Annotated in this window: 24 protein-coding genes; 14 read left to right on the top strand and 10 right to left on the bottom strand. The window is 45.2% G+C overall.

The genetic code is table 11. The features are described from left to right. Positions 1-73: 73 nt before the first annotated feature. Both AC0VYI_RS01330 and AC0VYI_RS01325 read right to left on the bottom strand, forming a co-directional pair. Positions 74-2,062: a BCCT family transporter gene (locus AC0VYI_RS01330; protein WP_199475518.1), complete on the bottom strand. Its 1,989-nt coding sequence runs from the start codon at positions 2,060-2,062 to the stop codon at positions 74-76. Positions 2,063-2,515: 453 nt separating this feature from the next. After that, the gene (locus tag AC0VYI_RS01325) at positions 2,516-4,447 is read right to left on the bottom strand and encodes a methyl-accepting chemotaxis protein (RefSeq protein WP_475446781.1); all 1,932 of its coding nucleotides are present in this window, start codon (positions 4,445-4,447) and stop codon (positions 2,516-2,518) included. Positions 4,448-5,139: 692 nt separating this feature from the next. Here AC0VYI_RS01325 and adhP point away from each other — a divergent pair. Beyond that, positions 5,140-6,150, top strand: coding sequence for an alcohol dehydrogenase AdhP (adhP, locus tag AC0VYI_RS01320; protein ID WP_475446779.1), 1,011 nt, complete (start codon positions 5,140-5,142; stop codon positions 6,148-6,150). 190 nt (positions 6,151-6,340) lie between these two features. Here the strand turns inward: adhP and AC0VYI_RS01315 are convergent, their stop codons facing one another. Beyond that, positions 6,341-6,598: an Lrp/AsnC family transcriptional regulator gene (locus tag AC0VYI_RS01315; protein ID WP_475446777.1), complete on the bottom strand. Its 258-nt coding sequence runs from the start codon at positions 6,596-6,598 to the stop codon at positions 6,341-6,343. A 31-nt stretch (positions 6,599-6,629) separates the two neighbouring features. Between AC0VYI_RS01315 and AC0VYI_RS01310 the strand changes: the two genes are divergently transcribed. The 3 genes from AC0VYI_RS01310 (at position 6,630) to AC0VYI_RS01300 (ending at position 9,294) form a co-directional block, all read left to right on the top strand. Next, positions 6,630-6,761: a hypothetical protein gene (locus AC0VYI_RS01310; protein WP_475446775.1), complete on the top strand. Its 132-nt coding sequence runs from the start codon at positions 6,630-6,632 to the stop codon at positions 6,759-6,761. Between the two features lie 105 nt (positions 6,762-6,866). Next, the gene (locus AC0VYI_RS01305; RefSeq protein ID WP_475446773.1) at positions 6,867-7,274 is read left to right on the top strand and encodes a GFA family protein; all 408 of its coding nucleotides are present in this window, start codon (positions 6,867-6,869) and stop codon (positions 7,272-7,274) included. Between the two features lie 376 nt (positions 7,275-7,650). Beyond that, complete coding sequence (locus AC0VYI_RS01300; protein ID WP_475446771.1) at positions 7,651-9,294, top strand: methyl-accepting chemotaxis protein; 1,644 nt, start codon at positions 7,651-7,653, stop codon at positions 9,292-9,294. A gap of 192 nt (positions 9,295-9,486) precedes the next feature. Here AC0VYI_RS01300 and AC0VYI_RS01295 read toward each other — a convergent pair whose 3' ends face one another. Together AC0VYI_RS01295 and AC0VYI_RS01290 are read right to left on the bottom strand one after the other, a co-directional pair. Further along, complete coding sequence (locus AC0VYI_RS01295) at positions 9,487-11,688, bottom strand: PepSY domain-containing protein (protein WP_475446769.1); 2,202 nt, start codon at positions 11,686-11,688, stop codon at positions 9,487-9,489. Between the two features lie 18 nt (positions 11,689-11,706). Beyond that, positions 11,707-12,183 (bottom strand): DUF2271 domain-containing protein, encoded by a 477-nt coding sequence (locus AC0VYI_RS01290; protein WP_475446767.1) that lies wholly within the window; start codon positions 12,181-12,183, stop codon positions 11,707-11,709. A gap of 192 nt (positions 12,184-12,375) precedes the next feature. On the opposite strand from AC0VYI_RS01290, the gene AC0VYI_RS01285 reads away from it, so the two are divergent. Then, on the top strand, positions 12,376-13,038 hold the full coding sequence (locus AC0VYI_RS01285) for a response regulator transcription factor (RefSeq protein ID WP_475446765.1): 663 nt from the start codon (positions 12,376-12,378) through the stop codon (positions 13,036-13,038). Beyond that, positions 13,031-14,371 carry a sensor histidine kinase gene (locus AC0VYI_RS01280; RefSeq protein ID WP_475446763.1) on the top strand — a complete coding sequence of 447 codons (1,341 nt, stop codon included), beginning with the start codon at positions 13,031-13,033 and terminating at the stop codon, positions 14,369-14,371. Before AC0VYI_RS01285 ends, AC0VYI_RS01280 begins: the two co-directional genes overlap by 8 nt. 55 nt (positions 14,372-14,426) lie before the next feature. Here AC0VYI_RS01280 and AC0VYI_RS01275 read toward each other — a convergent pair whose 3' ends face one another. Next, positions 14,427-14,807 (bottom strand): winged helix-turn-helix transcriptional regulator, encoded by a 381-nt coding sequence (locus tag AC0VYI_RS01275; RefSeq protein ID WP_475430516.1) that lies wholly within the window; start codon positions 14,805-14,807, stop codon positions 14,427-14,429. Between the two features lie 191 nt (positions 14,808-14,998). Here AC0VYI_RS01275 and AC0VYI_RS01270 point away from each other — a divergent pair, with 191 nt between their 5' ends. Both AC0VYI_RS01270 and AC0VYI_RS01265 read left to right on the top strand, forming a co-directional pair. Beyond that, on the top strand, positions 14,999-15,550 hold the full coding sequence (locus AC0VYI_RS01270; protein WP_199475530.1) for a flavodoxin family protein: 552 nt from the start codon (positions 14,999-15,001) through the stop codon (positions 15,548-15,550). A gap of 210 nt (positions 15,551-15,760) precedes the next feature. Beyond that, positions 15,761-16,036 carry an Lrp/AsnC family transcriptional regulator gene (locus AC0VYI_RS01265; protein WP_199475531.1) on the top strand — a complete coding sequence of 92 codons (276 nt, stop codon included), beginning with the start codon at positions 15,761-15,763 and terminating at the stop codon, positions 16,034-16,036. Between the two features lie 94 nt (positions 16,037-16,130). Here the strand turns inward: AC0VYI_RS01265 and AC0VYI_RS01260 are convergent, their stop codons facing one another. Together AC0VYI_RS01260 and AC0VYI_RS01255 are read right to left on the bottom strand one after the other, a co-directional pair. Further along, positions 16,131-17,207, bottom strand: coding sequence for an alkene reductase (locus tag AC0VYI_RS01260; RefSeq protein ID WP_475446761.1), 1,077 nt, complete (start codon positions 17,205-17,207; stop codon positions 16,131-16,133). 109 nt (positions 17,208-17,316) lie between these two features. Next, positions 17,317-18,150, bottom strand: coding sequence for a helix-turn-helix domain-containing protein (locus AC0VYI_RS01255; protein ID WP_475449852.1), 834 nt, complete (start codon positions 18,148-18,150; stop codon positions 17,317-17,319). A 118-nt stretch (positions 18,151-18,268) separates the two neighbouring features. On the opposite strand from AC0VYI_RS01255, the gene AC0VYI_RS01250 reads away from it, so the two are divergent. Then, positions 18,269-19,396 carry a Gfo/Idh/MocA family protein gene (locus AC0VYI_RS01250; protein WP_475446759.1) on the top strand — a complete coding sequence of 376 codons (1,128 nt, stop codon included), beginning with the start codon at positions 18,269-18,271 and terminating at the stop codon, positions 19,394-19,396. A 325-nt stretch (positions 19,397-19,721) separates the two neighbouring features. Continuing rightward, positions 19,722-20,564, top strand: a complete 843-nt coding sequence (locus AC0VYI_RS01245) for an alpha/beta fold hydrolase (RefSeq protein ID WP_475446758.1) — start codon at positions 19,722-19,724, stop codon at positions 20,562-20,564. A 52-nt stretch (positions 20,565-20,616) separates the two neighbouring features. Here the strand turns inward: AC0VYI_RS01245 and AC0VYI_RS01240 are convergent, their stop codons facing one another. Both AC0VYI_RS01240 and AC0VYI_RS01235 read right to left on the bottom strand, forming a co-directional pair. Then, positions 20,617-21,303: an LrgB family protein gene (locus AC0VYI_RS01240; RefSeq protein ID WP_199475535.1), complete on the bottom strand. Its 687-nt coding sequence runs from the start codon at positions 21,301-21,303 to the stop codon at positions 20,617-20,619. Beyond that, a complete protein-coding gene (locus tag AC0VYI_RS01235; protein ID WP_199475536.1) occupies positions 21,296-21,778 on the bottom strand; it encodes a CidA/LrgA family protein in 483 nt (160 codons plus the stop codon). Before AC0VYI_RS01235 ends, AC0VYI_RS01240 begins: the two co-directional genes overlap by 8 nt. 156 nt (positions 21,779-21,934) lie before the next feature. Between AC0VYI_RS01235 and AC0VYI_RS01230 the strand changes: the two genes are divergently transcribed. The 4 genes from AC0VYI_RS01230 (at position 21,935) to AC0VYI_RS01215 (ending at position 26,406) form a co-directional block, all read left to right on the top strand. After that, positions 21,935-22,840 (top strand): LysR family transcriptional regulator, encoded by a 906-nt coding sequence (locus AC0VYI_RS01230; protein ID WP_475446756.1) that lies wholly within the window; start codon positions 21,935-21,937, stop codon positions 22,838-22,840. 156 nt (positions 22,841-22,996) lie between these two features. Beyond that, positions 22,997-24,898, top strand: a complete 1,902-nt coding sequence (gss, locus tag AC0VYI_RS01225) for a bifunctional glutathionylspermidine amidase/synthase (RefSeq protein WP_475446755.1) — start codon at positions 22,997-22,999, stop codon at positions 24,896-24,898. A gap of 62 nt (positions 24,899-24,960) precedes the next feature. After that, positions 24,961-25,647 (top strand): aspartate/glutamate racemase family protein, encoded by a 687-nt coding sequence (locus AC0VYI_RS01220; RefSeq protein ID WP_475446753.1) that lies wholly within the window; start codon positions 24,961-24,963, stop codon positions 25,645-25,647. A gap of 117 nt (positions 25,648-25,764) precedes the next feature. After that, positions 25,765-26,406, top strand: a complete 642-nt coding sequence (locus tag AC0VYI_RS01215; RefSeq protein WP_475446751.1) for a TetR/AcrR family transcriptional regulator — start codon at positions 25,765-25,767, stop codon at positions 26,404-26,406. Positions 26,407-26,431: the final 25 nt, after the last annotated feature.

The raw sequence follows: 26,431 nt of genomic DNA, 5'->3' as shown, positions 1-26,431 counted from the left end.
GACGGCTCAAATCAGCAGAACACCGCTAACAGAAATGAAAAAGCGCCAACTCAATCAGAGCTGGCGCTTTTTATTAAGAAACGGTATTCCAAGGCAGTTGTCCCGGTGCGGCATCAACAAAGTTGAAGTACTGCTCTAACTGATCAATAAGATCTCGAATCACTTCATCTTTGCTACAGCCATAAAGCTCGTAACCCAATGCCCCATTACGAATGTACACATCCGCTTGCCAATGGGTGTCATAGTTTGATTTGTCACTATGGGCTTCGGGGATTTGGTGTTCCGTCGCCAACACTTGATAGAAAAAGTCCAGTTTATCGTCATGCTCAAGTTGGAAGGTAACACCATTCTCTTGCGTGGTAATGTTGGCTTTCCAGTCATGGATCGCCAGTTCTTTTTGCACTTCTTCCATCGCTGGCACGACCACTTCTTTAATAAAGTGGCTCACCTTGGCCTGTCCAGGAAACTTAAACAATGTACTAAGACGTTTGCGCCAGTTGCCCTCATTACTAAACGCACGCCCAGGAGCCGCAGCCGCTTCTACGGCGGCTTCACGATGGCCTTCAATAACCAGTGCTCGCCATAACCCAAGCGCCGCCAACAGCATAATCATAGCAAAGGGCAATGCGGCTAGAATACTCATGGTTTGTAATGCACTTAAACCGCCGGCTAACAACAAGGTGGCAGCAATGACACCCTCAAGAGAAGCCCAGAAGACACGCTGCCAAATGGGAGTTTCTAGTGCGCCACCAGACGCCAATGAGTCAACGACTAAGGATCCAGAATCCGATGAGGTAACAAAGAAAGTGATGATCAAGAAAACGGTGACGACGGATAAAAAAGTAGACCAAGGTAACAAATCATAGAACTGAAATAAGGCCACTGAATGGTCTGCCTGTACTTCACCAATCAACACATCTTTACCCTGCTCCATAATCAAATACAAGGCAGTGTCGCCAAAGATAGAAAACCATAGGAAAGTAAATATGGTCGGCACAGCAAGCACACCAAAGATAAACTGGCGGATGGTACGACCACGGCTAATTTTGGCAATAAATAAGCCAACAAACGGGGCCCAGGCAATGGTCCATGCGAAGATAAACAGTGTCCAGTTACCAATCCAATCACTTTGCGTGTACGCCTGTAGATTAAAGGTACGCTCTACAATGTTGCTCAAATACGCCCCGGTGTTTTGCACGAAGGCATCGAGAATATGAATGCTAGGACCGACAAAAAAGACAATGACCATAATGAATACGGCTAATCCCATATTCAAAATCGATAGGTTTTTCACCCCTTTATCCATACCAGCAACCACAGAACCAATCGCCGCTAAGGTAATCAAACCAATCGCAATCACTTGTACTGTCGTGCTAATAGGAATGCCTTCCCAAAGGTAATGTAAGCCAGCATTAATCTGTGTAACCGATAACCCAAGCGTCGTCGCTAAACCAAACAAAGTACCGAGAATGGCAAATACATCAACAGTATGACCAATAGGGCCATAAATACGATCACCAATCAGCGGATAAAGTGCCGAGCGGACGGACAATGGTAAACCATGACGAAACGCAAAATAGGCAAGTACCAGCCCCATCAGACCGTATATGCCCCAAATATGTAACCCCCAGTGGAAGTAAGCAATTTGCATCGCTTCACGAGCCGCCCCAATGGTTTCAGCGGTGGCATTAGGTGGTTGAGAGAAATGTAATACCGGCTCAGCAACACCAAAAAACAACAGAGCGATACCGTAGCCAGCGGAAAAAAGCATCGCAAACCAAGCAGGAAAGCTGTATTCCGGATCAGCGTGATCTGGCCCTAAGCGAATATTGCCCCAGCTACTGAAGCCAATACAAACCATAAACACGAGAAAAATCGCGGTGGCCAACATATAAAACCAGCCAAAGGTTTCTGTTATCCATGACAACGCACTTTTGAATGCCTCGCCAGCAAGCTCTGGGTTACTAAGTGTTCCGACGATGAGTAATAGAGTGATAATAACGGTGGGAATAAATACCGGCAGCAATACGGCCCCCGATAACGTTTTCTGCGAGTTGGTCATAAAGTGATCTCCTATCCATATGCCCTGACAGGCTTATATGGATAGTAACGTACATAACCTTATGGATCCCCCAAACTGAGCCTCTTGTTACGATAAGATACAAAAAAACCAGTGCTAACATAATCAGTTAGCACTGGTTTGGTATCATTCGTCATCGCCTTTTAGACTTGGGGATTACCTTTCCTTAATCTTGAGCTGCCGTTTTTTGCAGAGCTTTCATTTCATCATGGCACTCTTGCATTTTAACTTTAATACGACGCAACGTGACCTCACAGTCTTGAGGTTGGTTTCTCTCTAGAGCATGGTCGAGTTCTTCTAGCTGATCAATATAAGTAAAGGCAGTGGAATTGCTAGCAACGTTAGCTAACAACGTAGAGTTGGGTGTTCAAACAAAAGGCAATGTGAGAAGCACATTGCCTTTATAGAGCAGAGTCAGTCAAGCTTTGAGCATAGCTAGAGTTTGAAGCGGAGCGTTAAGTCTTGCAGCGTCTGACTTAATCGAGATAACTCTTCACTGGCTTGTGATGTCTCTCGTGCACCACTTGCAGTTTGTTGCGAGATATCACGAATGGTCACCACGCTTTTACTAATTTCCTCAGCCGCCACATTTTGCTGTGTGGTCGCAGAGGCAATTTGCGTATTCATATCGGATAAATAGGTAATAGAGCTGGTAATTTGTTGCAAGGCATCGTTTGCTTGCTCGCTTCTTGCCACCGTTTCTTCAGCCGTTTTCTCGTTTTTTTGCATTGCCTGAACAGCAACAGATGCTTTTTGTTGCAAGCCTTCTATGAGTGTGGCAATTTCTTCCGTTGCAGTTTGAGTTCGCTGAGACAAATTACGAACTTCGTCAGCGACAACAGAGAACCCTCTACCTTGCTCGCCTGCTCTAGCTGCCTCGATAGCGGCATTCAGCGCCAGTAAATTCGTTTGCTCGGCAATACTTTGAATCACATTGATCACAGTAACGGCATTTTTCGACTCATCACTCAGCGCCTCAATTTGAATGGCGGACTTGGCGATCTCCTGAGCCAATCCAGCAACCGCTTCTTTACTGGATATAACAATCGCACTGCCTTTTTCAGATAACTCACTCACTTCTCTGGCAGAGTTAGAGGCATTTTCTGCATTTTTGGCGACGTCATTTATGGTTAACGACATTTCTTCCAGTGCAGATGCCATTTGATCGACCTCTTCCCGCTGACTCTCAACACCCGCAGCGGTTTGCCCTGTCACCACAGAAAGTTCTTCCGATGAAGAAGCCACTTGATCAGCACTTGAACCAAGCTGAGACACAATATCACGAAGTCCCGCAATCATTTGCGCTAAAGAAGCCATCAGATGGCCTACTTCATCACCCGAGCTTCTTCCTTCTATGGTAACGGTTAAATCACCATTTGCGACTCTCTCCGCCATTTCTTTCGCTCTTTGCAATGGTGGCACAATTAAATGACTAATGAGCCAAGCAGCAAGCACTGAAATCACAATGGCAATGGCACTAATAATAAGCGATAAAGTCGAAATGTTTTTCTGCAAAACAATCATTTCTTGTTTTTGCTTCGCACGGCTGTCTTCAGCAAGAGAAATGGCAGCTTGTGCCGCATTTATCATATCCTCTCGTCCAGCCGACTTCTTATTATTAATGTCTTCATAAGTATTCAGCGCTTTCTCATACTGATCCACTTGCTGAATCGCAATGACTAATTGTGACTTCCCTTCGGGTGTATCAAGCATCTCTTTTAATTTAGAAGCAATACTTTTAATTTTCTCAAGTTCCTTTTTAGCGAGAGCAATATTCGACGGGTCACTGGTCAGAATAAAGTTCTTCTCATGTATACGAGTTTTTAGTATATCGAGTGCCAATTCTCCTTGAAGTTTCACGGCATCGGTAGCTTGACTGGCACTAGATGTATTCTCCTGATCCATTTGTGCTATCTGATTAACTGCATCACCAGCTTCATTTCTCATGTCCAACATCGCTTGTTGGCTTTGCTTATCAAGCTGAACAAAGTCAGAGAAATTGTTCCGATAAACCGATATTTGCTGGATAATTTGATCCATTACTTTGTAATGTTCTGTTCCCTTAAATATAGGTTTTAGGAATTGGGCCTCACGAACCGCCTCATCTAATGCCTTATTGAGCTTATCGACGTATTCATCTTGTGCTCTGGCATCATAGTTTTTTTCCTGAATACGGGCCGTTTGTAACCGTTTTACAATACGGTTAACCGTATCTGCCGCTGTTACCTTTTGCTGAACGACCGTATTTCCATAATTATTAAGGGCTGTTAAGATTATAATACTAACAACAACAAGACCAAAACCAAGCATTAGTTTATATCTAACGGAAAGATTGATTATTCTAAGATAACCAAGTAGATTTTTCATATACCACCTTTTATTCGCTTGAATCCATTTAAAATTTGACCTTTATCTTTCACTTAAAACTGAAAATCCATTTCTTTCCATTTAGTTAACACGGCCGTTATTGAATAAAATAGCACAACAAAAAATCAAGACAAGAACATATTATTACTCAATTCTAAAAAAATGCAATAATAATGTAAAAAAACAAAAAAACCATATACCTTTGATTTAAATGGAAAAATAAAAAAACAGATAAAAATAAGACTGATTTACAAAAAGAAAAAAATAAAAAATAATAATTTACACCATAAGAAAAAAACAATATATTACAAAATAAAACAAAAAATTACCTATATTTAAAACACGTCATACCTTCTAATCTAGCCATCAATTTAATCAAAAGATAACAATGGTAATAAAAAACATTTTGTTAATACCTTTATAAAGGCATTACACCTAATTTTTTTATTATATAAATAATTAAATAGAATTTTTTTCATCATTTTTTACACACTTAACCATTACGAAAAAGTAGCAACCACCGAGTCAGATACCATCAAAAACAGCCATTCTCTTTAGGTAAAGAATACTGTGATGCAAATATTTTGGACTACTGGACAAGCTTTTTTGTTGTTTGCTTTTAAAGTAGAAGTGAGCCACGAAAGTGCGCTTAACCCCTATTTAATAAAAATAAGCACAAGATGGAGTTTGTTATGAAAGCAGCTGTAGCCAGTAAATTTGGTGCCATTCTAAAAATCGAAGACGTTGTCAAACCTAAAATTGAACCACACCAGGTCCTTGTCAAAATACACGCTTGTGGTGTGTGCCATACGGATTTACACGCTTGCCATGGTGATTGGCCCGTTAAACCAACCTTACCTCTTATTCCCGGTCACGAAGGCGTAGGTGAAGTCGTCGAAGTAGGCAGTGCCGTGTCGCATCTTGCACTAGGAGACCGCGTGGGTATTCCTTGGTTATACAGTGCCTGCGGACACTGCGAATACTGTTTAACGGGTAACGAAAACCTTTGTTTATCACAACAAAACGCAGGTTATTCTGTCAACGGCGGTTACGCGGAATACTGCGCCGCTCATGCGGAATATGTCGTCAAAATGCCCGATGGCTTAGATTATGTGGAAGCCGCACCGCTATTTTGTGCGGGCGTAACAACCTATAAAGCCCTCAAGGTATCTGGGGCAAAACCAGGCGATTGGGTGGCGCTATTTGGTGTAGGTGGACTAGGACATTTGGCCGTTCAGTATGCCGTTGCCATGGGCTTTCGAGTGGTTGCTGTGGATACAGGCGATGCTAAACGCGAATTAGCCATGTCCCTTGGCGCCGAATGTTTCTTTGACTTTAAAACCGATGACGTAGTCGAGGATATCCTGGCAAAAACTAATGGTGTCCACGCAACCGTCTGTACGGCTGTCAGCAAAGCAGGCTTTAGACAAAGCTATGACGTTGTTCGCCGAGGCGGAAAATGCGTCTTAGTTGGTCTGCCTCCAGAAGACATGCCACTGCCTATTTTCAATACCGTGCTAAACGGCGTAAGTGTTGTTGGCTCAATTGTTGGTACTCGTAAAGACCTCGAAGAGTGCTTAGAGTTTGCAGCCCGTGGCAAAGTCAAAGCCATCATCAAGGAAAAATCTCTTGAAGACATTAACGATATCTTCGCCGATATGGAAAAAGGGGAAATTACCGGGCGTATTGTCATGTCGATATAGCGTTTTCAATTGAATTAAAAATACATGAATCACTAAAAGCCAACCAATTTTTGGGTTGGCTTTTTTATAAAAGCGCCCCACATAGTCGCACTCAATATGCCCTTTAAAGTGGCAACCGCGTTGAGGCTTTCAATTCTCGCAATGAAATATTTGAGGCAATGGCAGAAACACCAGGCAACTTACGTAATACCTAATCGACAAAGTGGCTGTAATCATCCAAATCTTTGGCAACTACCTGTAACAAGAAATCCGCTTCGCCTGTGGTGTTATGACAGGACAATACATTGTCACATTGTTGAATCATGTGTTCGAAAGTTTGCGTCGTGTCGGCATCATGCTGGTTGCAGGTAAGTTGAACAAATGCCATCACTCCAAAGCCCAATTTACGGCGATCGAGACTTGCCTGATAATCGGTAATAATGCCTCTAAGCGTTTTAAACGTCGCCAACAGGGCGTTTCGCTACGAGGCTATGCTGACAATGATCAAGTCAGGAAAACTCAGCCCAGAGAAACTGCTGGGACGAACCATCAGCTTAGAAAAGTCGATTTCTGCGCTGACCAGTATGGATATGATCAATCCACAAGGCGTCACGGTGATCACTCAATTCTAACCGTCACAGGAAACTTTCTTATTCGCTTTATTTGCAACCAAAAACCATGGCAAGATAGCATTTACAGAAAAACATAAAAAAAAATCATCTTTGGAGAGCAATACTATGGGACATCTTCACACAGGATCTTGTCTATGTGGTGCGGTGAAATTTGAGGTAGACGGTGAATTTAAAAAATTCTTCTTATGCCATTGTAGCCGCTGCCGTAAAACCTCAGGTTCAGCCCATTGCGCCAACCTCTTTGCTCCAGGTGCGACCATAAAGTGGTTAAGCGGTGAAGATAAGCTGAGCTACTATCATTTGGAAGGCACCCACTTTGCCCGTACTTTTTGTTCTGTTTGTGGTTCTAATGTCCCCACAGACGCCAAAGCTCGCAGCCTAGTCGTTGTGCCTGCAGGTTGCTTGGATACGGATGTCGATATCACGGCTCAAGCGCATCTTTTTACGGGCAGCAAAGGCAATTGGGACGAAGGTTTGGATAAGGTTCCCGCTTTTGAAGGCATGCCAACCTAATAGTCTGTACACTAAACCCTATTCACCTAGATCGCATTAATAAAAAAGAGGAATCCGTTTTCTACTCTTTAATCAGGAGCAGAAAACGGATTTGTATAAACAGGAAAATAACCGCTTTTTGTCAGTTCTAGCAATAAAGCATTCTGAACAGAAGCAAACAAAATGCGTTAAAACATAAATTTTCTATTTATATCAATGTCTTAGAGTCAGATTCTCAAATAAGAAATAGGCGTAACCAAAGCGCTTATCACACAAAACAAGGGATATTTCTCCATCACTATCTATAATTAAAAAAACCATAAAAATAAAAATCATAAAAATCATAAAAATCATAAAAAAACTATAAAAACTATAAAAGCTTTATTAAGGGGGATATATGGGACTCAAGCATATGAGTGTCCGACGTCAATTAATTGTTCTGATCTCCAGTGCAGTGATTGGCTTAATCGTATTAGTAGGATTAGGATTATTTCAAACCAAAAATATTTACGAAGCTTCTAACCATGTTAATGTAAAAACCGTTCCCTCAATTCAAGTGATGCTTAACATCAGTCGTGCCATCAGCGAAGTACGCCGCTTATCCTATGTGCATGTATTACGGAACGACGAAAGACAAAAGAAAAAAGTGGACGATCAGCTAAAAGCCCAAGTGGCGGAAGTTTACAAAGCGTTTGATAGCTATAAACCGCTTATTAGTGATAAAGAAGACGCCACGCTTCTCAACAATGAAATCAAAGCGTTTGAGGTCTACAATGCGAAACGCGAAAAAGCGATCAACCTATCACGCAAAAACATGCAATCTGCAGCAACAAAAGTCTTGCTCTATACTGCACCGGAAGCAGAGCAACTCACCCAAGCACTGAACAAGCACATCGCTTACAACCAAAAGTTAGGCGAAGCTGGCGCACAAAAAGCAGTTACCACCATCTGGCAAGCCGTGATCGTACAAGCATCTATTGCGGTGATTGTCATTGTGGTGGTCTTCATTGTGGGGATTACGATATTGCGAAATATCATGAAATCGCTTGGTGGCGAACCTAAAGAAGTGGCAGAAATTGCCAATCAAATTGCCCAAGGCAACACAGACATTATCATTGAGCTGAATGACAGTGATAGCACCAGCTTAAAAGCCAGCATGAAAACCATGGCAGACACGATTCAAGAGATAGTCATGGATCTTACAGAGAAAATGTCTCGCTTGGCAGAAGGAGACCTACGAATACGGATTACCAAGGACTACATTGGAAATTTCTCGGCGATCAAAAGCAGTACCAACGGCATGATCGATCAAATTAAAGACATCATAGTAGAAACCCAAAGCGCCACGGATCAGATGGCCGCGGCCAGTGCACAAGTAAGCATTACCGCGCAAAACCTATCGAGCAGTGCGTCGTCTATGGCGGATAATTTGGAAAATACAACGGTAGCCATTGAGAGCATCTCCACCAGCATCAGCCAAAACTCCCAAAACGCCACGTCAACCAACGAAATCGCGCTAAATGCCAGTCAGAAAGCAGTGCAAGGCGGTGAAGCAGTGGATGAGACCGTGAGTGTGATGAAAAACATTGCCGATAAGATCAGCATCATCGAAGACATTGCAGAACAAACTAACTTACTGGCACTGAATGCGGCGATTGAGGCGGCTCGCGCAGGGGAACAAGGTCGAGGATTTGCCGTAGTTGCCGACGAAGTACGCGCCTTAGCGGCGAAAAGTCAATCGGCAGCACAAGAAATCAGTGATATCACTCACAATAGTGTGCGAATCAGTGAGCAAGCGGGTAACTTATTAAAAGAAGTCGTACCGCAAATTCATCAAACATCGGAATTGATTCAATCCATCGCGAACGTGAGTATGGAACAAACCCAAGGCGTGGAACGTATTAATCAATCCATGCAGCAGCTAGATAACATCACACGTCAAAATACCGATGGTAGTGAACAACTCGCAAGCACCAGCGAGCAGATGACGGTCCAAGCTGAGCAGCTTAAACAAATGATGGGCTTCTTTAAGATTCATTAATCTTTTTAGACGCATGGCCAGACAGTGCAAGCTCTCTGGCCATTTTTATAGCCCATTTTTTATGGCCAGAGAAGGCCTGCTCTAAGCCAATGGTGATTCTTCGTTATTTAGCCCAAGCATACTGGCTATGACTCAGGCTAAAACAAAAGGGAACCCTTAACGTTTCATTGCTAGTAGTTTGTCAAAGTCTCGTTAATACACATCCTCCAAATAACGCCCTTGTGCTTTCAGCGCGTCAACGTTCGTTTGCAGTGGCTCTAATATGTCGTTAAGTGCTTGAGTCACGCCATTTGCCATGCCTCGACCACCGCACACGAGAATTTGCGCACCTTGCTCTAGTAATTGTCGGACGGTTGCCTGATCCTGTAAAAGCTTATCCTGTACATAAGCTTTTTCTGTTGTTTGGTCTTCTCCCTGTGAAAAAGCAGTCTGTAACCCCGTCAAACGCTGGTCATCAAGGTATCGAGTTAAGTCTGGCTGATAAAGAAAATCCACTTTTTGATTACGCCCGCCCCAGTAAAGAAACATCGGATGGCGCTGAGTATTTTGCCGAATAAACCCAGTTAATGGGCCAATACCTGCCCCAGCGCCAATCAGTATCACCGGATGACGGCCAACAGCGGGGCGAAATTCTGGGTTATGACGAATGAATCCTTCAATACAATCACCTAATTGTAAGCCATGTAAATAACTGGAGCAGACACCATTGGGTTGCTTGCGAACGCAAATCTCCAACACATCGTCCGTTGTCGAAGACGCTAAGGAATAAAATCGTGCGGTCGCCTCTTGTGGTGGCATCACTCCCAGGAGGTCACCCGCTTCGAAAAAAGGTAAAGAATGAGTTCCCGCCGCACGAAAGCGTAAGATACTCGTGGCCGCATGGCCATTGACGCCATAATCTTCACGCCCAACCAATGCCAGTGTTTGTGTGACGGTAGGCTGCGGATGATAGGACAACGCCAGAGGCCACCCCGTCAAATCGGCAATCGTTTTGCCCCATTCCCTAAATTGCTCAGCAGAACTTCGATTAATCAACTCGGTATGATACAGAGGCGTAAGGCCTTTCTTCTCTAAGGCAGTGGTGACATCCAAAGCAAACTGGCAAAAGTTGGGAAACTGTCGATCCCCAAACCCCAATACCGCAAACCGGAGCGAAGTATTGCTTTTAAAGCGTTTTAACTTGTTCATAAATTGCTGTGCCGTCGTCGGTGCGTCCCCATTGCCATAAGTCGAGGTCAAAATAAAAAGCATATCGGCCTGTGGATAGTCCTCCACCAACTGGTTCATTTGCGCACAGTGCACATGTCGTCCAGCCCGAATCAATTGGCGCTGCAGATCTTGCGCAAACCCCCATGTCGTTTGACCCTCCGTGCCAACCAAAAGAATGGTGTCGGCTTCTTTGCTAGGCGTATTCACTAGGTCTCCTTTCTTCACCCGACGCTTTCTCCACCAAGCCAACACACCGGTGTAGGACAAGACCGGAACGGTCAATGCACTCGCCCCGAGAATAAGACCAAGCCACCAAATTCCTTGCCCCGTGTGTAAGCGGATGATCCATTGCTGAAAGACGCCCATCGGCGGCAAACGGGTAAAGTTCAGCAGAGTGCCCGTCGACTGATCCACAAAGCCGGATCCTTGTTCTGTCGTCAATGTATAAAAATCTTGGAGATCACCAGGATAGGGAAACACCAATTCATGTAAGGAGGTTAAATCAATATTTTTTAACGCAATCAGTGAGCCTACGGGAGCAGGTTGGCCCCCTGACACGCTGGACGGAAAGGAAGGGGGAATAAAAGTATGATCCTTAACAAAGCCAAAACGCATGGCTGACATATAACTCCCTGTCAACGAGGAAAGCAATAACCCCAGCACAGCGAACCGAGCCAGTTCCGAGTGAATACGCTTTACACCGTTACCTTTAATCGGTTTGATAAGGGCCTTCCAGCCACCGAGCCGACGCACCAACAAAAAGACACCTGACAGGCAAATCAACACCATAACCAGTGCTACCCCGCCGGCCAGCTTTCGCCCCGTATCGTGCAGTAAAAAGGAGCGGTGCATGTCTTCAACCCAATTCATAAAAGCAGAAGGTTGGTAGGGGCCTATACTCTTCCCCGTCAACGGGTTCACTAAATCCGCCTTAGGCTGGTGGTTCGCCGTTTTATAATAAACAACCACTTCACCAGACAACTTTCGATCAATCTTTTCAACGTTTGGATGATGCTGGACAACGCGTTGCGCCATGGCAGCAACACTCACTTTCCCTTTATCCGGCGCCACAGCATGGGCTCTATGAATGGCAGGCATTAGGGAAAGCATGGCCCCGGTCGTTGCTATGGTGATTAAAAACAAGGCCATAAATAAACTGGGCAAACCGTGTAGTTTACGTAACATTATTATCACCTCATCGTCTTACTTAAGGTCATAACGAAACGAGAGAACATACACACTCCCCATCACCGTTTTGCCGGATCCGGCCGTTGTTAATGGGGTGGAGACATCGGCACGATTGCTGTTACCATTTTCCACCGCACTGTCGATGACAATCCGATAGCCCTTATTAATTAAGTTATCAGGGATATTTTTGGTCACAACCAGCGTATGGCCACTGGTGACACTAGCGCCTGTCATACCATCGTATTCAGAAGGTCTTAAACGACTACCACGAGCCCAACCAGGCAGCTCAAAATAGTAGCGGGCATTTCGCCCGGCCACCCAGATTGTTTTACGGTATCGGCCATGGGCATCCGCCAGATAAATCGCTAAATACGCACCACTACCATCGTATCTAGCAAGATGTGTGGTAAAAGTTACCTCTCGTGCCTGTGCTGACATTGATAGGGTGAACGCAGTGATCAGGCTTAACGCTAAAAAAATGTACTTTCTCATAATATCCGTACTAATAAACCGTTGGACGAACTCTATAACCTTTACCTGACACTGACCTGAACAAGAAACAGAGAGAGAAAAAGACTTTTTTTTCACCTCCCACTGGCTAGCATGAACGGTGATTAATGGGGTTCAAATGACGGTCTGAGCAATGGGCGATAACGCTGTGATCAATAGAATAAGAGGTAAAACGTGCGAGTACTCCTGGTAGAAGATACAACAGGACTTGGGGAAGCTGTTCGGGATCAGATACATGAAGATGGGCACGCGATTGATTGGGTGACCTCCTTGCGCTTTGCCGAAACCAGTATGCTTAACACAACTTATGATCTGATTTTGCTCGATCTCATGTTACCCGACGGTAATGGCTTCAGCTTTTTAAAAAAACTTAGAAAAGCAGGCAGTTCGACGCCTGTTATCATCCTAACAGCACGCGATCAGGTGTCTGATCGTATTGAAGGGCTTAATGCCGGGGCCGATGATTATTTGATCAAACCGTTTGATTTATCCGAATTATCCGCTCGAGTCAGCGCCGTTGCTCGACGTTATCGGGGCAATCCAAACCCACTGGTAAAAATAGGCTATTTAGAAGTCGACTTGAACGAACACCGCCTAAAGTCGAAAGGACAAAGCGTTGAACTAACAGCACGGGAATGGGCTGTACTGGAAGGCTTTTTTCAGCGACCAGGCACCTTGTTATCACGTTCACAACTGGAGGATCGTCTCTATCAATTTGGTGCAGAAATCGAAAGCAATACCATTGAAGTGTACATTAGTCGCCTACGTAAAAAGCTAGGGCGCGAGGCAATTGTCACCGTAAGAAACATGGGCTATCGCCTAGAAACTCATGAGTAATACACGCAGTTTAAAAAGAAACCTCGGCATTGGCCTAACACTAGGCGTCTCCATTCTGTGGTTATTAAGCGCGATAGCCTCGGGTTTGGTCGTACAAAAAGAAATGAAAGAGGCCTTCGATAAAGCCCTCAAGCGGTCTACTCAGCATATCTTACCTTTGATCACAGCGGATATCCAAAGACGAGCCTTGGGGGCAAACAACTCCCATATTCCGATCTTGCAAAACAACGATAAATACTTGCGATACAGAGTGCTTGATCGTCATGGCCATATCCTTCTACGCTCAAAAGATGCTGATCCACAGCTTTTTAATCGCTCTCCCTTATTGGGGTTTTCTGACACCGCCACCCATCGAGTCTATACCACCACAGCCCTCAATCATCGTGTATTCATCGAAGTCGCTGAGTCACTCGCTTATCGAGATGAAGACCTGAAAGAAGCCATCGTTGCACTGCTGTTCCCCCTGCTAATTCTTGCGCCAATCAGTTTTCTAGGCATCTTACTCATCATTCGCCTGTCGCTTCGTAAAGTCACCGACTTTCAACATGCCATTGAAAAACGCGGCGCTGGCGATTTATCCCCTGTCGGTACATATCGACTGCCTGCCGAGTTTTCACCGATCGCTATTGCGGTGAACCGACTGCTTGAACGGCTGCGTAGAACCTTGGACGCTGAACGCAGCTTTACCGCCAACAGCGCCCATGAATTACGCACGCCTTTGGCAATCGCTCTTGCCAAAGTGCAACGCGTTAAAGCCGTCATTGACGATGTGCAACTGAAACAACAGATTTCGGATGTCGAAGCCTCATTACACAGTCTGTCAAAACAATCTGAAAAGTTGCTCGAACTGGCTAAAGCAGAAGGGGGCGGTGCGTTGTCTGAGCAACCCCATGACCTAATACCGATTTTGGCAATGATCGCGGGTGACTTCAGTCGTCAAACACCAGACCGCCTTCATCTGATCCTACCCAACCGAGCGGTATCGTCACATTTAGATCCTGATGCGTTTGCTATTTTAGTCAGAAACCTTATTGAGAATGCTCTTAAACACGGCCAAGCCGACCAGCCAATAGAGGTCTCTTTGTCCCAAGATGGGACGTTGCGAGTGGTGAATGACGGTCATCTTGTACCGCCTCAAGATATGGCGCGCTTACGTAATCGGTTTGTACGTTCTAATACAACCGCAGCGGGTTCGGGGTTAGGGCTCGCCATCGTTGACGCCATTGCAACAGGAGCGGGAATATCCTTACATCTCAGGTCACCAGCAACGGGGCGAAAGCAGGGCTTTGAAGCGGAACTCAATATCAAACCAAGCACAAGCAGTATCCATTAACATTAATGGTCTGCTTTTACGAGAGATCTTTGCACGACATCGCGAGCAAAGGCCTCTATGCATTAATACTGTCGTAATTTTTCTGAGCTTGTTTCACCTGCTCTATATTTTGCTCTGCCCAACAGCCAAGTTGCTCAATCGTCTGCACAAAGCTGTGCCCTAGATCCGTTAAACGGTATTCCACTGTCACCGGAACCGTGGGGAAGGCTGTACGGGTAATCAAACCATCGCGCTCTAATTGTTTGAGCTTTTGCGATAACACCTTTTGTGAAATGCCCTCTACTTCACGTTTAATTTGATTAAAACGAAACGCTTCTTTTTTAAGCAATCCAATAATCAACAGCGTCCAATGATCAGCCAACCGATCAAAAAAAGCTCGTGCAGGACAGTCTTTGGAATAAATATTATAGGCGACAGGCGATGCATTTTGTTTCATGGTGGTTTCCCTCAGGTAACCTAGTCACTCTTTGGTTACTTCTTGTTAAGTTAGTTTCTAATATATACTATTAATTTTGCCGACACAAAACGAGACGTTATCTAAATGAAACCTTGCCGTGAGAAGCTTTCACACGGCCATTGTGCAAAAGTCTCTTTGTATTAATCGATCTAAAAATATTGGAGTGAGTAATGAAAAAAACAGTCGTGGTTTTCTTCTCTGGATACGGACATACAAAACGAATTGCCGAGTATGTTACTAAAGGGGCGAATGCACAGAGCATTCAAATTGATGACAATGGTGACATCACCGAAGCGGATTGGGAGACATTAAACGCCGCAGATGCCATTATTTTTGGCGCACCAACTTACATGGGCGGTGTGCCTTGGCAATTCAAAAAATTCGCAGATGCCACCTCTAAGGCCTGGTTTACTCAAGCTTGGAAGGACAAAGTATTTGGTGCTTTCACTAACAGTGGCAGTTTAAACGGTGACAAACAAGTCACCCTGATTTATCTACAAACGCTGGCCTCTCAACACGGCGGCATTTGGGTAAGTTTAGGCCTTCCACCAGCGAATACACTTTCTGCAACACGTAACGATACAAACAACCTCGGCGGTTCTGTTGGTGCACTCATTCAATCGCCATCAGATGCCGCTGCGGATGCCATTCCAGAAGGCGATTTAGAAACAGCACGTCTTTACGGTGAGCGTGTTGCAAACATTGTCAGCCGCTTCAACTAAGTAAGCGTCTAACGGTTTTCCACGGCATGGTGTCACCATGCCGTTTTCACTTCTGCTAAGACAAAACTCTAACATGACTTTCCTGCCATCGAAGCGGCCGCTTTGTTCCTTTGTAAATCACAACTTAAGGTGCTTTAATTCACACACTATTTGCTATGATGTCGTTACTTGAACACATGCGTACTCTAAAAGTTTAAAGAGGAAACACCTATGGTTACTGCGATTATTTTACTGTCCGTCGACAAAAAGCACATCAACCAAGTGGCTGAGGAATTGGCGGCGATCGACGGGCTGAGCGAAGTCTATTCCGTCAGTGGTTCTTATGATATTGCTGCCATTGCACGAGTTCAGCACAATGACCAACTCTCCGAATTAGTCACTCAGCATCTTGCACAGATCGACTTCATTTTGAAAACCGAAACTATGCTGGCATTTCGTGCCTATTCTAAACACGATTTAGAGGGAATGTTCTCAGTGGGTGTGTAAGCACTAGGTGACGACCCTAAGGTTTTAGCGAACAAAAAAAGCCAAGGCAGCGTTAACCGCCTTGGCTTTTTTGTCTATGGCAAAGTGCTAATCGCTACGCTGTCATAAAAGGGTAGTCTGTGTAACCTTCTTTACCAGAGGTGTAGAAAGTATCTGGGTTAGGTTCGTTTAAATCCGCCCCCGCTTTCACACGCTCTACATAATCCGGGTTGGCAATAAAGGCTTTACCAAACGCCACGCTATCGGCTCGACCACTGGCAATCACTTGGTTGGCTTCTTCTGCATCATAAGCCATGTTGACCATTAAATGACCTTGATAAGCCTCACGAGCCACACTCAACACATCCGCTGATTGTGCGCCAAAGAAATCAGCGCGCATAACGTGAACATAGGCCAAATTAAAACGGTTTAGCTGTTCACATAAGAAACGAATCCAAGCCATAGGATCTTCTTCTTTCATACTATTGAAGCTGTTTAATGGCGATAGGCGTACACCCACTCGACCACTGCCCATGACCTCGGTAACCGCTTCAAGTACTTCCATCAAAAAGCGAGCACGGTTTTCCAAAGAACCGCCGTATTCGTCGGTACGCTGGTTGGCACTTTCTCGCAGGAATTGGTCTATCAAATAGCCATTCGCACCGTGGATTTCCACACCATCAAACCCCGCCGCTTTGGCATTGATTGCCCCTTGACGGAAGTCATTCACAATCGCTTTGATTTCACTCACGGTAAGCGAATGAGGCACGGTGTAAGGTTTTTTACCTTCAGGTGTATGCGTTTCACCATCAATAGCAAGAGCACTAGAGGAAACCGCCTCTTTGCCGCCGTTAAGCAATGGGTGTGCAGCACGACCCGCATGCCAGATCTGCATGAAAATACGTCCGCCTTTTTTATGCACAGCATCCGTTGTCAGCTTCCAACCCTCGATTTGTTCTTGGGAATAAATACCTGGGTCATCACCAAACGCCGAGCTGCCTTCTGTCACCATGGTACATTCGGTGATTAACAAGCCTGCACTGGCGCGCTGGGAGTAATACTCAGCCATCAAGGCATTCGGTAGATGGTGCGGTGCGCGGGTACGAGTCAGCGGAGCCATGATAAAGCGGTTTGGCAGTGCAACATCGCCCAATGTGACGGAACTAAAGAGATTTTTCTCGGTCGTTGACACAATAAACTCCTATACAAAGTTTCAAAGTTAATTCGAATATATTTATAAGATAGGGAAAGAAAACGGGAATTCAATCCGCCATATCGAAATACTTCGATATTTGCATAATTTAACCATCCCGATGACTCAGTTCATGGCGATACCCTGTTGGAGAAACACCATATTCTTGCTTGAACAAACGCGAAAAATGAAACGCTGAAACAAAGCCTGTTTGTTCAGAGACGAGGCTAATAGGAATGTTGGTTTCCCGCAACAAAGCTGACGCATGCTGACATCGTAACTTCCACAAGTAACGACTTGGTGTAATTTGTAGATGTTTTTTAAACAATACGATTAGGTGGTTCGTCGAAACATGGCTCACCTTGGCTATCTTATCTAAATAAAGCGGCTGATCAAAATGACGACTCATATAATCGCAAGCGATGCGCACCGCTTTAGGAATAGGATGCCTGTCTTCATTGGCATTCGTATAGGTCTTAGCATAGGCCAAATAGTAACGTAATAACGATTGGCCAAGATCTAACAAAGCGGGCTGAGTCGCCAGTGTCGGTGTACGGGTCAGTGCTAGCCCTAAATCCATATAAGCCTGAATATCATAATTGGCTTCCACTACGGGCCGCATATCGCCAAGTTGCACTGCCAGTTCATCGGGTCGCATGACAAAATCCAACTGACACCAAGTATGAGTACTCTCTTCTCGCTCGCTAAATTGGTGAAATTCATGTCGGCCGGGCAGTAGCAAAGCAAAATCACCAGGATGAAAAAGGAGGCTTTTCTCATCAATCGTCATGGTGACCTGACCACTCAGTAGATGAAAGAGCTGGATACCACGCTGAACACGCGGCCCATGTGTGCCCGATTTAGGGTATTTTGTCAGCCCGAAATAGACTTCTTTTAAATTAGTAAAAGTGATTTTAGACAAATCCTTCTCCATTCCAGTCATGTACGGCACCAGTCATTTCCTTCTATATTATGCCAATTAAAGAGGATAACGAGCGAAATAAATCCTTTTTACAAAACACCATAATGAAATAAGTTAAAAATAATAAAAAAGGTGAGGCATGAGACAAGTTAGAATAGGTCTAATTGGTACTGGCTATATGGGAAAAGCCCACGCCATCGCATTTAAAACAGCCGCAGCGGTTTTTCCATTAAGTGGCGAAATAGTCTGTGACATGATTGCCGAGGTGGACACAACATTAGCTGAACAAAAAGCCAAAGAGTTTGGTTTTGCCCGTTCAACTGGCGATTGGCGCGAACTAGTAAACGACCCAAATATTGATGTCGTGGATATTTGCGCTCCCAATCATCTTCATAAAGACATGGCGCTTGCGGCCATTGCCTCAGGCAAACACGTTTATTCAGAAAAGCCTTTGGCACTAAACGCTGAAGACGCATTAATCATGACGCAGTCTGCAGAGGCAGCAGGTATTAAAACGCTAGTAGGCTTCAACTATATCAAGAACCCAACCGTACAGCTCGCCAAAGAAATTATCCAACAGGGGGAGATTGGCGATGTTGTGCATTTCCGTGGCACCTTCAACGAAGATTATCTTGCCGACGCCAATAGTGCTTTCTCTTGGCGCTTAAAACGAGAGTTTTCCGGTTCTGGCACCTTAGGTGATATGGGCTCGCACATTATTAATATGGCCCATTATCTGGTCGCCCCCATCACTCAAGTCTGTGCAGACTTACAAACCGTGCACACACAGCGCCCCTTGATGGGAGAGACTCACGGGATGGGAAAGGTTGAAAACGACGACCAAGTACACATGATGGTGCGCTTTGCCAACGGCGCCATTGGCACATTGGAGTCCTCACGTATTGCTTGGGGCCGTAAAAATAGTTTGTGGTTTGAGGTCACTGGGACCAAAGGCACCTTGATTTACGATCAAGAACGTTTATCAGAATTACAGCTATACACCGCTGACGATGCCAAAAACCGACAAGGTTTCCGGCGTATCCTAACGGGTCCAGGGCATCCTGATTACGTGAATTTTTGCGTCTCAGCTGGTCACGGTTTGGGCTATAACGATATGAAAGCAGTAGAAATCCGCGACCTAATAGAAGGTATCTTAACGGATGCCCCACTCTGGCCGGATTTTCGTGCCGCTTATCAAGTTAATCAATTATGCGATGCGGCAGAGTTATCTTATAAAGAGGCCCGTTGGGTTGCCATAAAACACTAAGCGTCGGGTACCATTGTTAGCGCAAATACTGGCACCCCCAACTCATTAAAATCTAATGTCATATGATGAAATCATCATCCGGTGCCAGTTTAAGCGAGACAGCTTGATTATATGATTAAAATAAGCGGGACTTATATTAATCAAAGCCTACTCCTCAAATGGAAAGACATTTAATTTTTCCATTTAAAATCAAAATGTTAAATAGACTTTTTATATTATCATCAGAGATTATCTAAAGCAGGCACGTCTTATGCTTGCTCGAACAAGCAACATTTTTACTTTTGAAAATGATCGCAGATAATAACAATAATCGGAGGATAATATTTTGTCACAAGACCAGTTCATCTCAGTCAATGGATGCAATATTCGTTATCAGGACACGGGGGGAGAAGGGCCAATCCTACTGCTAACACACGGTATCGGTGCCTCCTTAGAAACCTGGCAGGAACCCTATACCCTATTGGAAAAAGACAATCAACTTCGTGTCATTACTTGGGATCTTCCTGGACACGGCTTATCGGATTTCGGAAACCAGCCCTATGGTGTTGAAGACTTTGCGCAAACCGCTTGGCATTTTGTAGACGCGCTAAACCTTGACCAACCAATCACTTTAGGGGGGAACTCCCTCGGCGGTGCCATCAGTATCCATATGATGAACCTTCATCCAGATCGTGTTAATAAAATGGCTCTGCTTAACGCCGCGTCACTAGGGAAAGAGTCTCCTTTGCCTTTTCGCTTGATGTCACTCCCCTTACTGGGAGAGTTGATGAATAAACCGGGTAAGCAAGCCGTCGATCAACAAATTCAGTCAATTTTTTATGAGCCAGAAAAACAACGACCAAAAATAGAAACGGTCGTCACCCGCAATGTGATGCGCCCTGGTGCGAACAAAGCATTTTTAAGCACTCTAAGACTCATGACAAATTTTTCAGGCCAGCGCCCTGCCTTGTACCAAAAAACGCTGTCCATGCTGAAAACCTGTCCTGTGCCAGTGCTTTTTGTGCATGGTACTCATGACATGATCATATCGCTTGAACATAGCAAAAACGCTCAATCCATTACCCCCAAGTCGTCCTTATTAATTATTGAGGAATGTGGACATACTCCACAGATAGAGGCACCAGAGAAAGTGGCCAATGTATTAACCAATTTGATCTTTAATCAATAAATCAACGATCTACACGGATGTAGATGATGAACCACCACATCCGTAAAAAGCACTAAATAACTAAAGCAAATAGTGGCGCTCCTATCACCATCGCGATCCCGGCAAAAATCATCGTTAAACTGGCAATCACGCCTTCCTCACTGCCAATCTCGCGAGCTTTGGCCGTCCCCGCCCCGTGGGATGCCGCCCCCAAGGCAATGCCTTTTGCTAACGTGGTACGAATGCCAATATAGCGAAACACGGGCTCACAGATCACCATCCCCACAATGCCCGTCATTAATACCAACATGGCCGTAAGGTCCGGTATACCACCAAAACTCACCGTGGCTTGCATAGCAAAGGGGGTCGACACAGAACGTGACAACATGCTGTTTGCCAACTCAGGTGGCATAGGAAAAATATGCACAAGCGCCCAAGAGGATAACATGCCCATCATTAATCCGGTGATCACCCCAATGAGTAGCGTTAAGGGATAGCGTTTAATAATCGACCTTTGTTGATAAATCGGTACCGCAAAGGCAATCGTCGCAGGCCCTAACATCATCACCAAAAAATGGGTGTACAAAAAGTAATCGTCTAATGGAATGCCCACTAAAAGTACAAAACCGATAATCGCCAACGGTGCCAATAAAATTGGCGCAAGGAAAAAGACCTTTTTGCGGCGATAGGCCCATTTCGTCAGATAGTAAAACCCAATAGTGGCGGCAAAACTGAGACAGGCTAACAGCGTATCAGACATGATTTTGCGCCCCTATGCTATTCTTGCCATTTTCCCGATGACTGGCTCGAGCGAGACGTCGGTCATTTATGCCTTTTTCAAGTGTATACACCCGATCCACTACCCAAGCGGTTACAATCAAAGCCGATAGAGTGCCCAATACAACGGTACCAGCAATCATCCAGCCATCGTCACGGATAAACACCTGATATTTCAAAATCGACACCACAGGTGGGATAAAAAACAGCAGCAGCTCACCCAAGAGCCAAGAAGAACCCGCTTGTATGGCTCGCTCCGGCACAACATGGGTTAACAGTAACAACACTAAAATACCTAACCCCAGCACACTGCCGGGAATGTGCCAATGCAAGAACGCAACCACTTGATTGCATAGCCATAACAAGCCACACAATGCCATCAATTGCATTAAACAATAAAAAAACACATGTTTTTTCAGAAACATAGAATGAAAAAAAGAACTAGGTAGCGTTCGCATGATATCTCTGGTTTGCACCTATAAAGCATCGAAGAAGCATGGAGTATAAGCCTGCTAAAAACATAGTTATAATGAATGTTAAATATCTAATTGATAACTAATAGTTAAGTAATGTACAAATAGACTTTCTTAGAGCATTAGCAAAGGCATAACACATTGGACCTTAGAGTATTGCGTTATCTGGTTGCCATTGTCGATGGCGGAAGTTTTGGCAAAGCTGCCGATCAGGTACATATCTCCCAACCGGCATTGAGTAAAGCCATACAGCAATTAGAAGAAGAACTCAGCGCGACCTTATTAGAACGAGGCAAACGCGGTACTGCCATCCGCCTCAAACCAGCAGGGAAGGTGGTCTATCAACACGCCCAGAGCTTGCTTGAGGGCCGCCAAAAAATGATTCAAGAGCTGAAAGCACTCAAACGTTTGGAGCGAGGCCATCTAAAAATCGGCCTATCGCCACTGGGCAGTGCCGAGCTTCTGGCCCCCATCATCGCCAAATTTCGCGCCCGACATCCACAAATCGAAATAGAACTATTAGAGCGAGGCGGGGCAGAACAAGAAGCCGCATTAAGAAATGGCGATATTGAACTGGCCACCAGCTTGATTCCTGACGATGAGACCTTTGCTTGGCTCACTATCCATGATGATCCACTAAGGATTGTGTTACCCAATGGTCACCCATTAGCACAACAAACCACCGTGGATTTGCGCGACTTAGCTGGCAGTGCTTTAGTCACCTTTGAGGCCTCTTTCATACTCAATAAATTGATTCACCAAGCCTGTCTTAGTGCGGGGTTCGAACCAACGGAAGTCACCTACGTCAGTCAGCCGGATTTCGGCCTTGCTCTAGTCGCGGCTGGAACGGGCGTGATGCTATTGCCAGAACTGATTGCCGAACGCCATCTCACCCCAGGAACGATTATTAAACCTTTGGATAATAAAGACTTACGCTGGCAGCTTTCCATCGTTTGGCGTAAGGAAGCGGTGTTGTCTTTTGCAGGACGGGCCATGCTGGAGTTAATCAAAGAGCGTTTTGCCCGCGTCTTAAAATCGCCCTTGTAACGTGTAAAAAAACAGCACCTTTACTGCATAGAATATCAACAAAAAGTCGCTTGCTGCGATGCTTATCTAGGTCTATATTGCGAGCATCGTGACGACCTTATGGTCGTCTTTTTTCGCCCCTATTCAGCGCTTTTCCGTGTGAGGGATTTCACCGCAATGACAACAGACTCCAGTAGACCCGTGGCCCCGTTTGGCACCTTGTTAGGCATGGCCCCTGGCAATGTGCCCATTTACTCATCCGATTACGACTCCGCCGATGAAACAGAACTGCCCAACCGACACGCCTATCGCAGTTATGTGGATGGTATTTTTATGGGCTACAAGTGGCAGTGTGTAGAGTTTGCTCGCCGGTGGCTGTATCTCAATAAGGGCTATATTTTTGACGATGTGGCCATGGCCTATGATATTTTTCGTCTCAACTCAGTGCGCCTAATTGCTGATGAAAGCCGCTTGCCGTTGAAATCGTTTCGCAATGGTTCTTTACGCCACCCTGAGGAAGGCGCCTTGCTCATTTGGAATGAAGGGGGTGAGTTTGAAATCACGGGTCACGTGGCGATTGTCACCAAGGTATTAGCAGATCGCCTTTACGTCGTCGAGCAAAACGTAGGGCACCAAGTTTGGCCCGAAGGCCAAGACTATTCCCGTGAACTGGAAGCCCGTATTAGTGACGACGGTGGCTATTGGCTACGTTGCTCCTATGGTGATGCTTCGATTCTTGGCTGGGTCATGCAAACCGACGACGACACCTACGCCGAGCACATTCAGCCAATCGATCCTGCACTGTTCAATTTGCAATTACGTCACGTTAAAAAAACAGGCCAAGAAAAACGTGCCTGGTTGAATATTGCCAACCCAAGCGAAGAAGCCTATGTAGCGATGATGAAAGGCCATAAACTCGCTTCACGCAAGGAAGATGATCACAAATACATGGTGATGAGCGAAGCCGCTGAACGTGAATTGAAACGCGCGACGAATGAACTACACGCCTTATTTATGCACGCCACGGATTATGTTTTACAAAACGACGAACTACTGTCTAGCTTCAATATTCCACCGGCATTATGGCCCAAAATACACCAGTCTTGGGACAACCGTCGCAACCAAATGATTACCGGTCGCTTTGATTTTAGTTTGTCAGAAAAAGGCATCAAAGTTTACGAGTACAACTGTGACTCTGCTTCTTGTTATATGGAAGCAGGCATTATTCAAGAAAAATGGGCCAAACATTATGGTTGCCAAGACGGTGAAAGCTCAGCAACAGAACTGGTAGATGAATTATTAGAAGCGTGGAAAAACAGTTCGGTAAAAGGCGTGATTCACATCATGCAAGATACAGACTTAGAAGAGAACTACCACGCCCTCTTTATGAAAAACGTCATGGAGAAAGCCGGACTGACGTGCAAAGTCATCAAAGGCGTCGGCAGTTTACGCTGGGATGAAGACGGTGATGTGGTTGACCAAGATGGCACCAAAATCCGCTGGGTATGGAAAACCTGGGCATGGGAAACCGCACTGGATCAAATTCGTGCCGAGTGCGACGACGATGAACAACGACTGCGTGATTACCAAACGGATATCCCCCGCAGCGCAGCGCCCCGTTTAGTGGATGTATTATTGCGTAAGGATGTGATGGTCTACGAGCCACTTTGGACACTGATTCCAAGTAATAAAGCCATTTTACCTGTGTTATGGACGCTATTTCCTAACCATCCCTATCTATTGGAAGCGTCTTTTGACTTAAGCGATTCGTTAAAAAATCATGGTTATGTGAGCAAACCGATTGCTGGACGCTGTGGTTTTAACATCAGCTTATACGATGGAAGCGATACCTTGATGGAAGAAACCGAAGGGCGTTTCTCCCATCAAGATCAAATCTTTCAGGCCCTATGGAAGCTGCCGGATATCGAAGGTTACCGTTCGCAAGTCTGCACCTTTTCCGTGGCAGGACACTATGCGGGCAGCTGTATCCGAGTCGACCCCAGCTTAGTCATCACCAAAGACAGTGATTTAATGACCTTACGGATCATTGAAAACGACGACCTCATGGATAAAAAATAATCCTCAGCACCAATACCCAAATGAGGTATTGGTGTTTCATGTGCAACATTGAAGGGAACATTGTGACCACTCAGCCTCGTATTGCTTTAATTCACGCCCTAGAAGAATCCATTGCGCCAGCCCGTGAGATCTTTGCTAAAGAGTGGCCGGAAGCCTTTTGTTTTGACCTACTCGATACTTCCCTTGCCATAGATTTAGCGGAGGCAGGAACGCTTGATGACGACATGATGAAACGTTTTAGTGAACTGGCAGACTACGCTGCTCGGACCACTGGCAAAGCCGATAAAACCGATGCCATTTTATTTACTTGCTCAGCCTTTGGCCCGGCCATCGATGCGGTGAAAGGTCAGTTATCCATTCCCGTATTACGTCCCAATGAATCAGCCTTTGCCGAGGCCATTGCCATGGGCAGTCGTATCGGCTTAATGGTGACCTTTGGGCCGTCATTACCCGCCTTACAAGCTGAGTTGGAAGCCATGGCCGCAGAACAAGGTAAAGTCATCAGCATTTATCCGATACTCGTCGAAGGCGCGCTAGCGGCGCTAAAAAATGGCGATGCAAACACCCACAACCGCCTAGCGGTGGAAGCTTGCTCCCAACTGCCCGATATCGACGTGCTGGTATTAGGTCAATTTTCTCTAGCGAAAGCCGCCCCAAGTCTCCGCAAACAACTCACCCTTCCCGTATTAACCACGCCACAAAGCGCCGTCAATGCATTGCGAGCATTAGTCCGTGACTCTTTGAATTAAGCGATCTTTTTCGGAGAGTCAGTTTTCTATTTTATTTAACACTTGACTCGTTTGGAGTAGCCCCATACATTTGAAAAAATAAATATAACACGTGTAACATTTTCTATGATCGCTCGAATGGTTCATCAAACCGAGGAAACTCGGGACAAAATCATCAATGTCGCAGAAGCACTTTTTATTGCCAACGGCTTTGCTGATACACAAATGAAGGACATCGCCAACGCCATTGGTATGAGCCGCAACACGCTCTATCGCTATTACCAAGATAAATACGATTTAGGTTTCGCCATTCTGGTCGTGGTGCTGAAACGTAAAGCGGTCGTTTACGACAAAATCATGGATCAAATCGAGGCGGGCCACTACGCCAGTATACTGGATGGGCTTCAGGTCTTGATGAAAGCCTACTGCGACATTCAATACCAAGACGATGACCGTTTTATCGCCGAATTTGATGGCTACTACGCAGGCTCACGCATTCCTTCAGAGTTTCGAGCGAAACTCGCACAACGTTTACCCAATACCATCAACCACCGTCTTACCAATATCGTGTTATTGGGCCAAAAAGAAGGCTCTATCCGCGTGGATATTCCAGCCAATCAATTAGCCATCACCCTATTAAACGCCATACCCACTTTCTTCCGTCGCATGTTGCTACGTCATGATGCCCTAATGGAAGCCGATAATGACACGATCCCCTTGCTAACCCCTGTGCTCATTCAACTGTTACTGGATGGCATGAGGCCAGTGCCTACCCCCTAAAAATCAAGCTAAATAAGGATAGATA

The sequence above is a fragment of the Marinomonas sp. 63XJN7_9_ISO-PGPR-S23-217 genome, from assembly GCF_056173515.1.
The sequence above is the reverse complement of the archived record's forward strand: the minus strand, read 5'-3'. Positions and strand labels throughout refer to the sequence as shown.

What these genes read in the sequence shown, in the direction of transcription:
- AC0VYI_RS01265 (WP_199475531.1), top strand. Translation starts at nt 15,761, where the DNA reads ATGGTTACTGCGATTATTTTACTGTCCGTCGACAAAAAGCACATCAAC.
- AC0VYI_RS01290 (WP_475446767.1), bottom strand. Translation starts at nt 12,183, where the DNA reads ATGAGAAAGTACATTTTTTTAGCGTTAAGCCTGATCACTGCGTTCACC.
- AC0VYI_RS01275 (WP_475430516.1), bottom strand. Translation starts at nt 14,807, where the DNA reads ATGAAACAAAATGCATCGCCTGTCGCCTATAATATTTATTCCAAAGAC.
- AC0VYI_RS01305 (WP_475446773.1), top strand. Translation starts at nt 6,867, where the DNA reads ATGGGACATCTTCACACAGGATCTTGTCTATGTGGTGCGGTGAAATTT.
- AC0VYI_RS01325 (WP_475446781.1), bottom strand. Translation starts at nt 4,447, where the DNA reads ATGAAAAATCTACTTGGTTATCTTAGAATAATCAATCTTTCCGTTAGA.
- AC0VYI_RS01255 (WP_475449852.1), bottom strand. Translation starts at nt 18,150, where the DNA reads ATGACTGGAATGGAGAAGGATTTGTCTAAAATCACTTTTACTAATTTA.
- AC0VYI_RS01330 (WP_199475518.1), bottom strand. Translation starts at nt 2,062, where the DNA reads ATGACCAACTCGCAGAAAACGTTATCGGGGGCCGTATTGCTGCCGGTA.
- AC0VYI_RS01300 (WP_475446771.1), top strand. Translation starts at nt 7,651, where the DNA reads ATGGGACTCAAGCATATGAGTGTCCGACGTCAATTAATTGTTCTGATC.
- AC0VYI_RS01280 (WP_475446763.1), top strand. Translation starts at nt 13,031, where the DNA reads ATGAGTAATACACGCAGTTTAAAAAGAAACCTCGGCATTGGCCTAACA.
- gss (WP_475446755.1), top strand. Translation starts at nt 22,997, where the DNA reads ATGACAACAGACTCCAGTAGACCCGTGGCCCCGTTTGGCACCTTGTTA.
- AC0VYI_RS01235 (WP_199475536.1), bottom strand. Translation starts at nt 21,778, where the DNA reads ATGCGAACGCTACCTAGTTCTTTTTTTCATTCTATGTTTCTGAAAAAA.
- AC0VYI_RS01215 (WP_475446751.1), top strand. Translation starts at nt 25,765, where the DNA reads ATGGTTCATCAAACCGAGGAAACTCGGGACAAAATCATCAATGTCGCA.
- AC0VYI_RS01270 (WP_199475530.1), top strand. Translation starts at nt 14,999, where the DNA reads ATGAAAAAAACAGTCGTGGTTTTCTTCTCTGGATACGGACATACAAAA.
- adhP (WP_475446779.1), top strand. Translation starts at nt 5,140, where the DNA reads ATGAAAGCAGCTGTAGCCAGTAAATTTGGTGCCATTCTAAAAATCGAA.
- AC0VYI_RS01240 (WP_199475535.1), bottom strand. Translation starts at nt 21,303, where the DNA reads ATGTCTGATACGCTGTTAGCCTGTCTCAGTTTTGCCGCCACTATTGGG.
- AC0VYI_RS01295 (WP_475446769.1), bottom strand. Translation starts at nt 11,688, where the DNA reads ATGTTACGTAAACTACACGGTTTGCCCAGTTTATTTATGGCCTTGTTT.
- AC0VYI_RS01250 (WP_475446759.1), top strand. Translation starts at nt 18,269, where the DNA reads ATGAGACAAGTTAGAATAGGTCTAATTGGTACTGGCTATATGGGAAAA.
- AC0VYI_RS01310 (WP_475446775.1), top strand. Translation starts at nt 6,630, where the DNA reads ATGATCAAGTCAGGAAAACTCAGCCCAGAGAAACTGCTGGGACGAACC.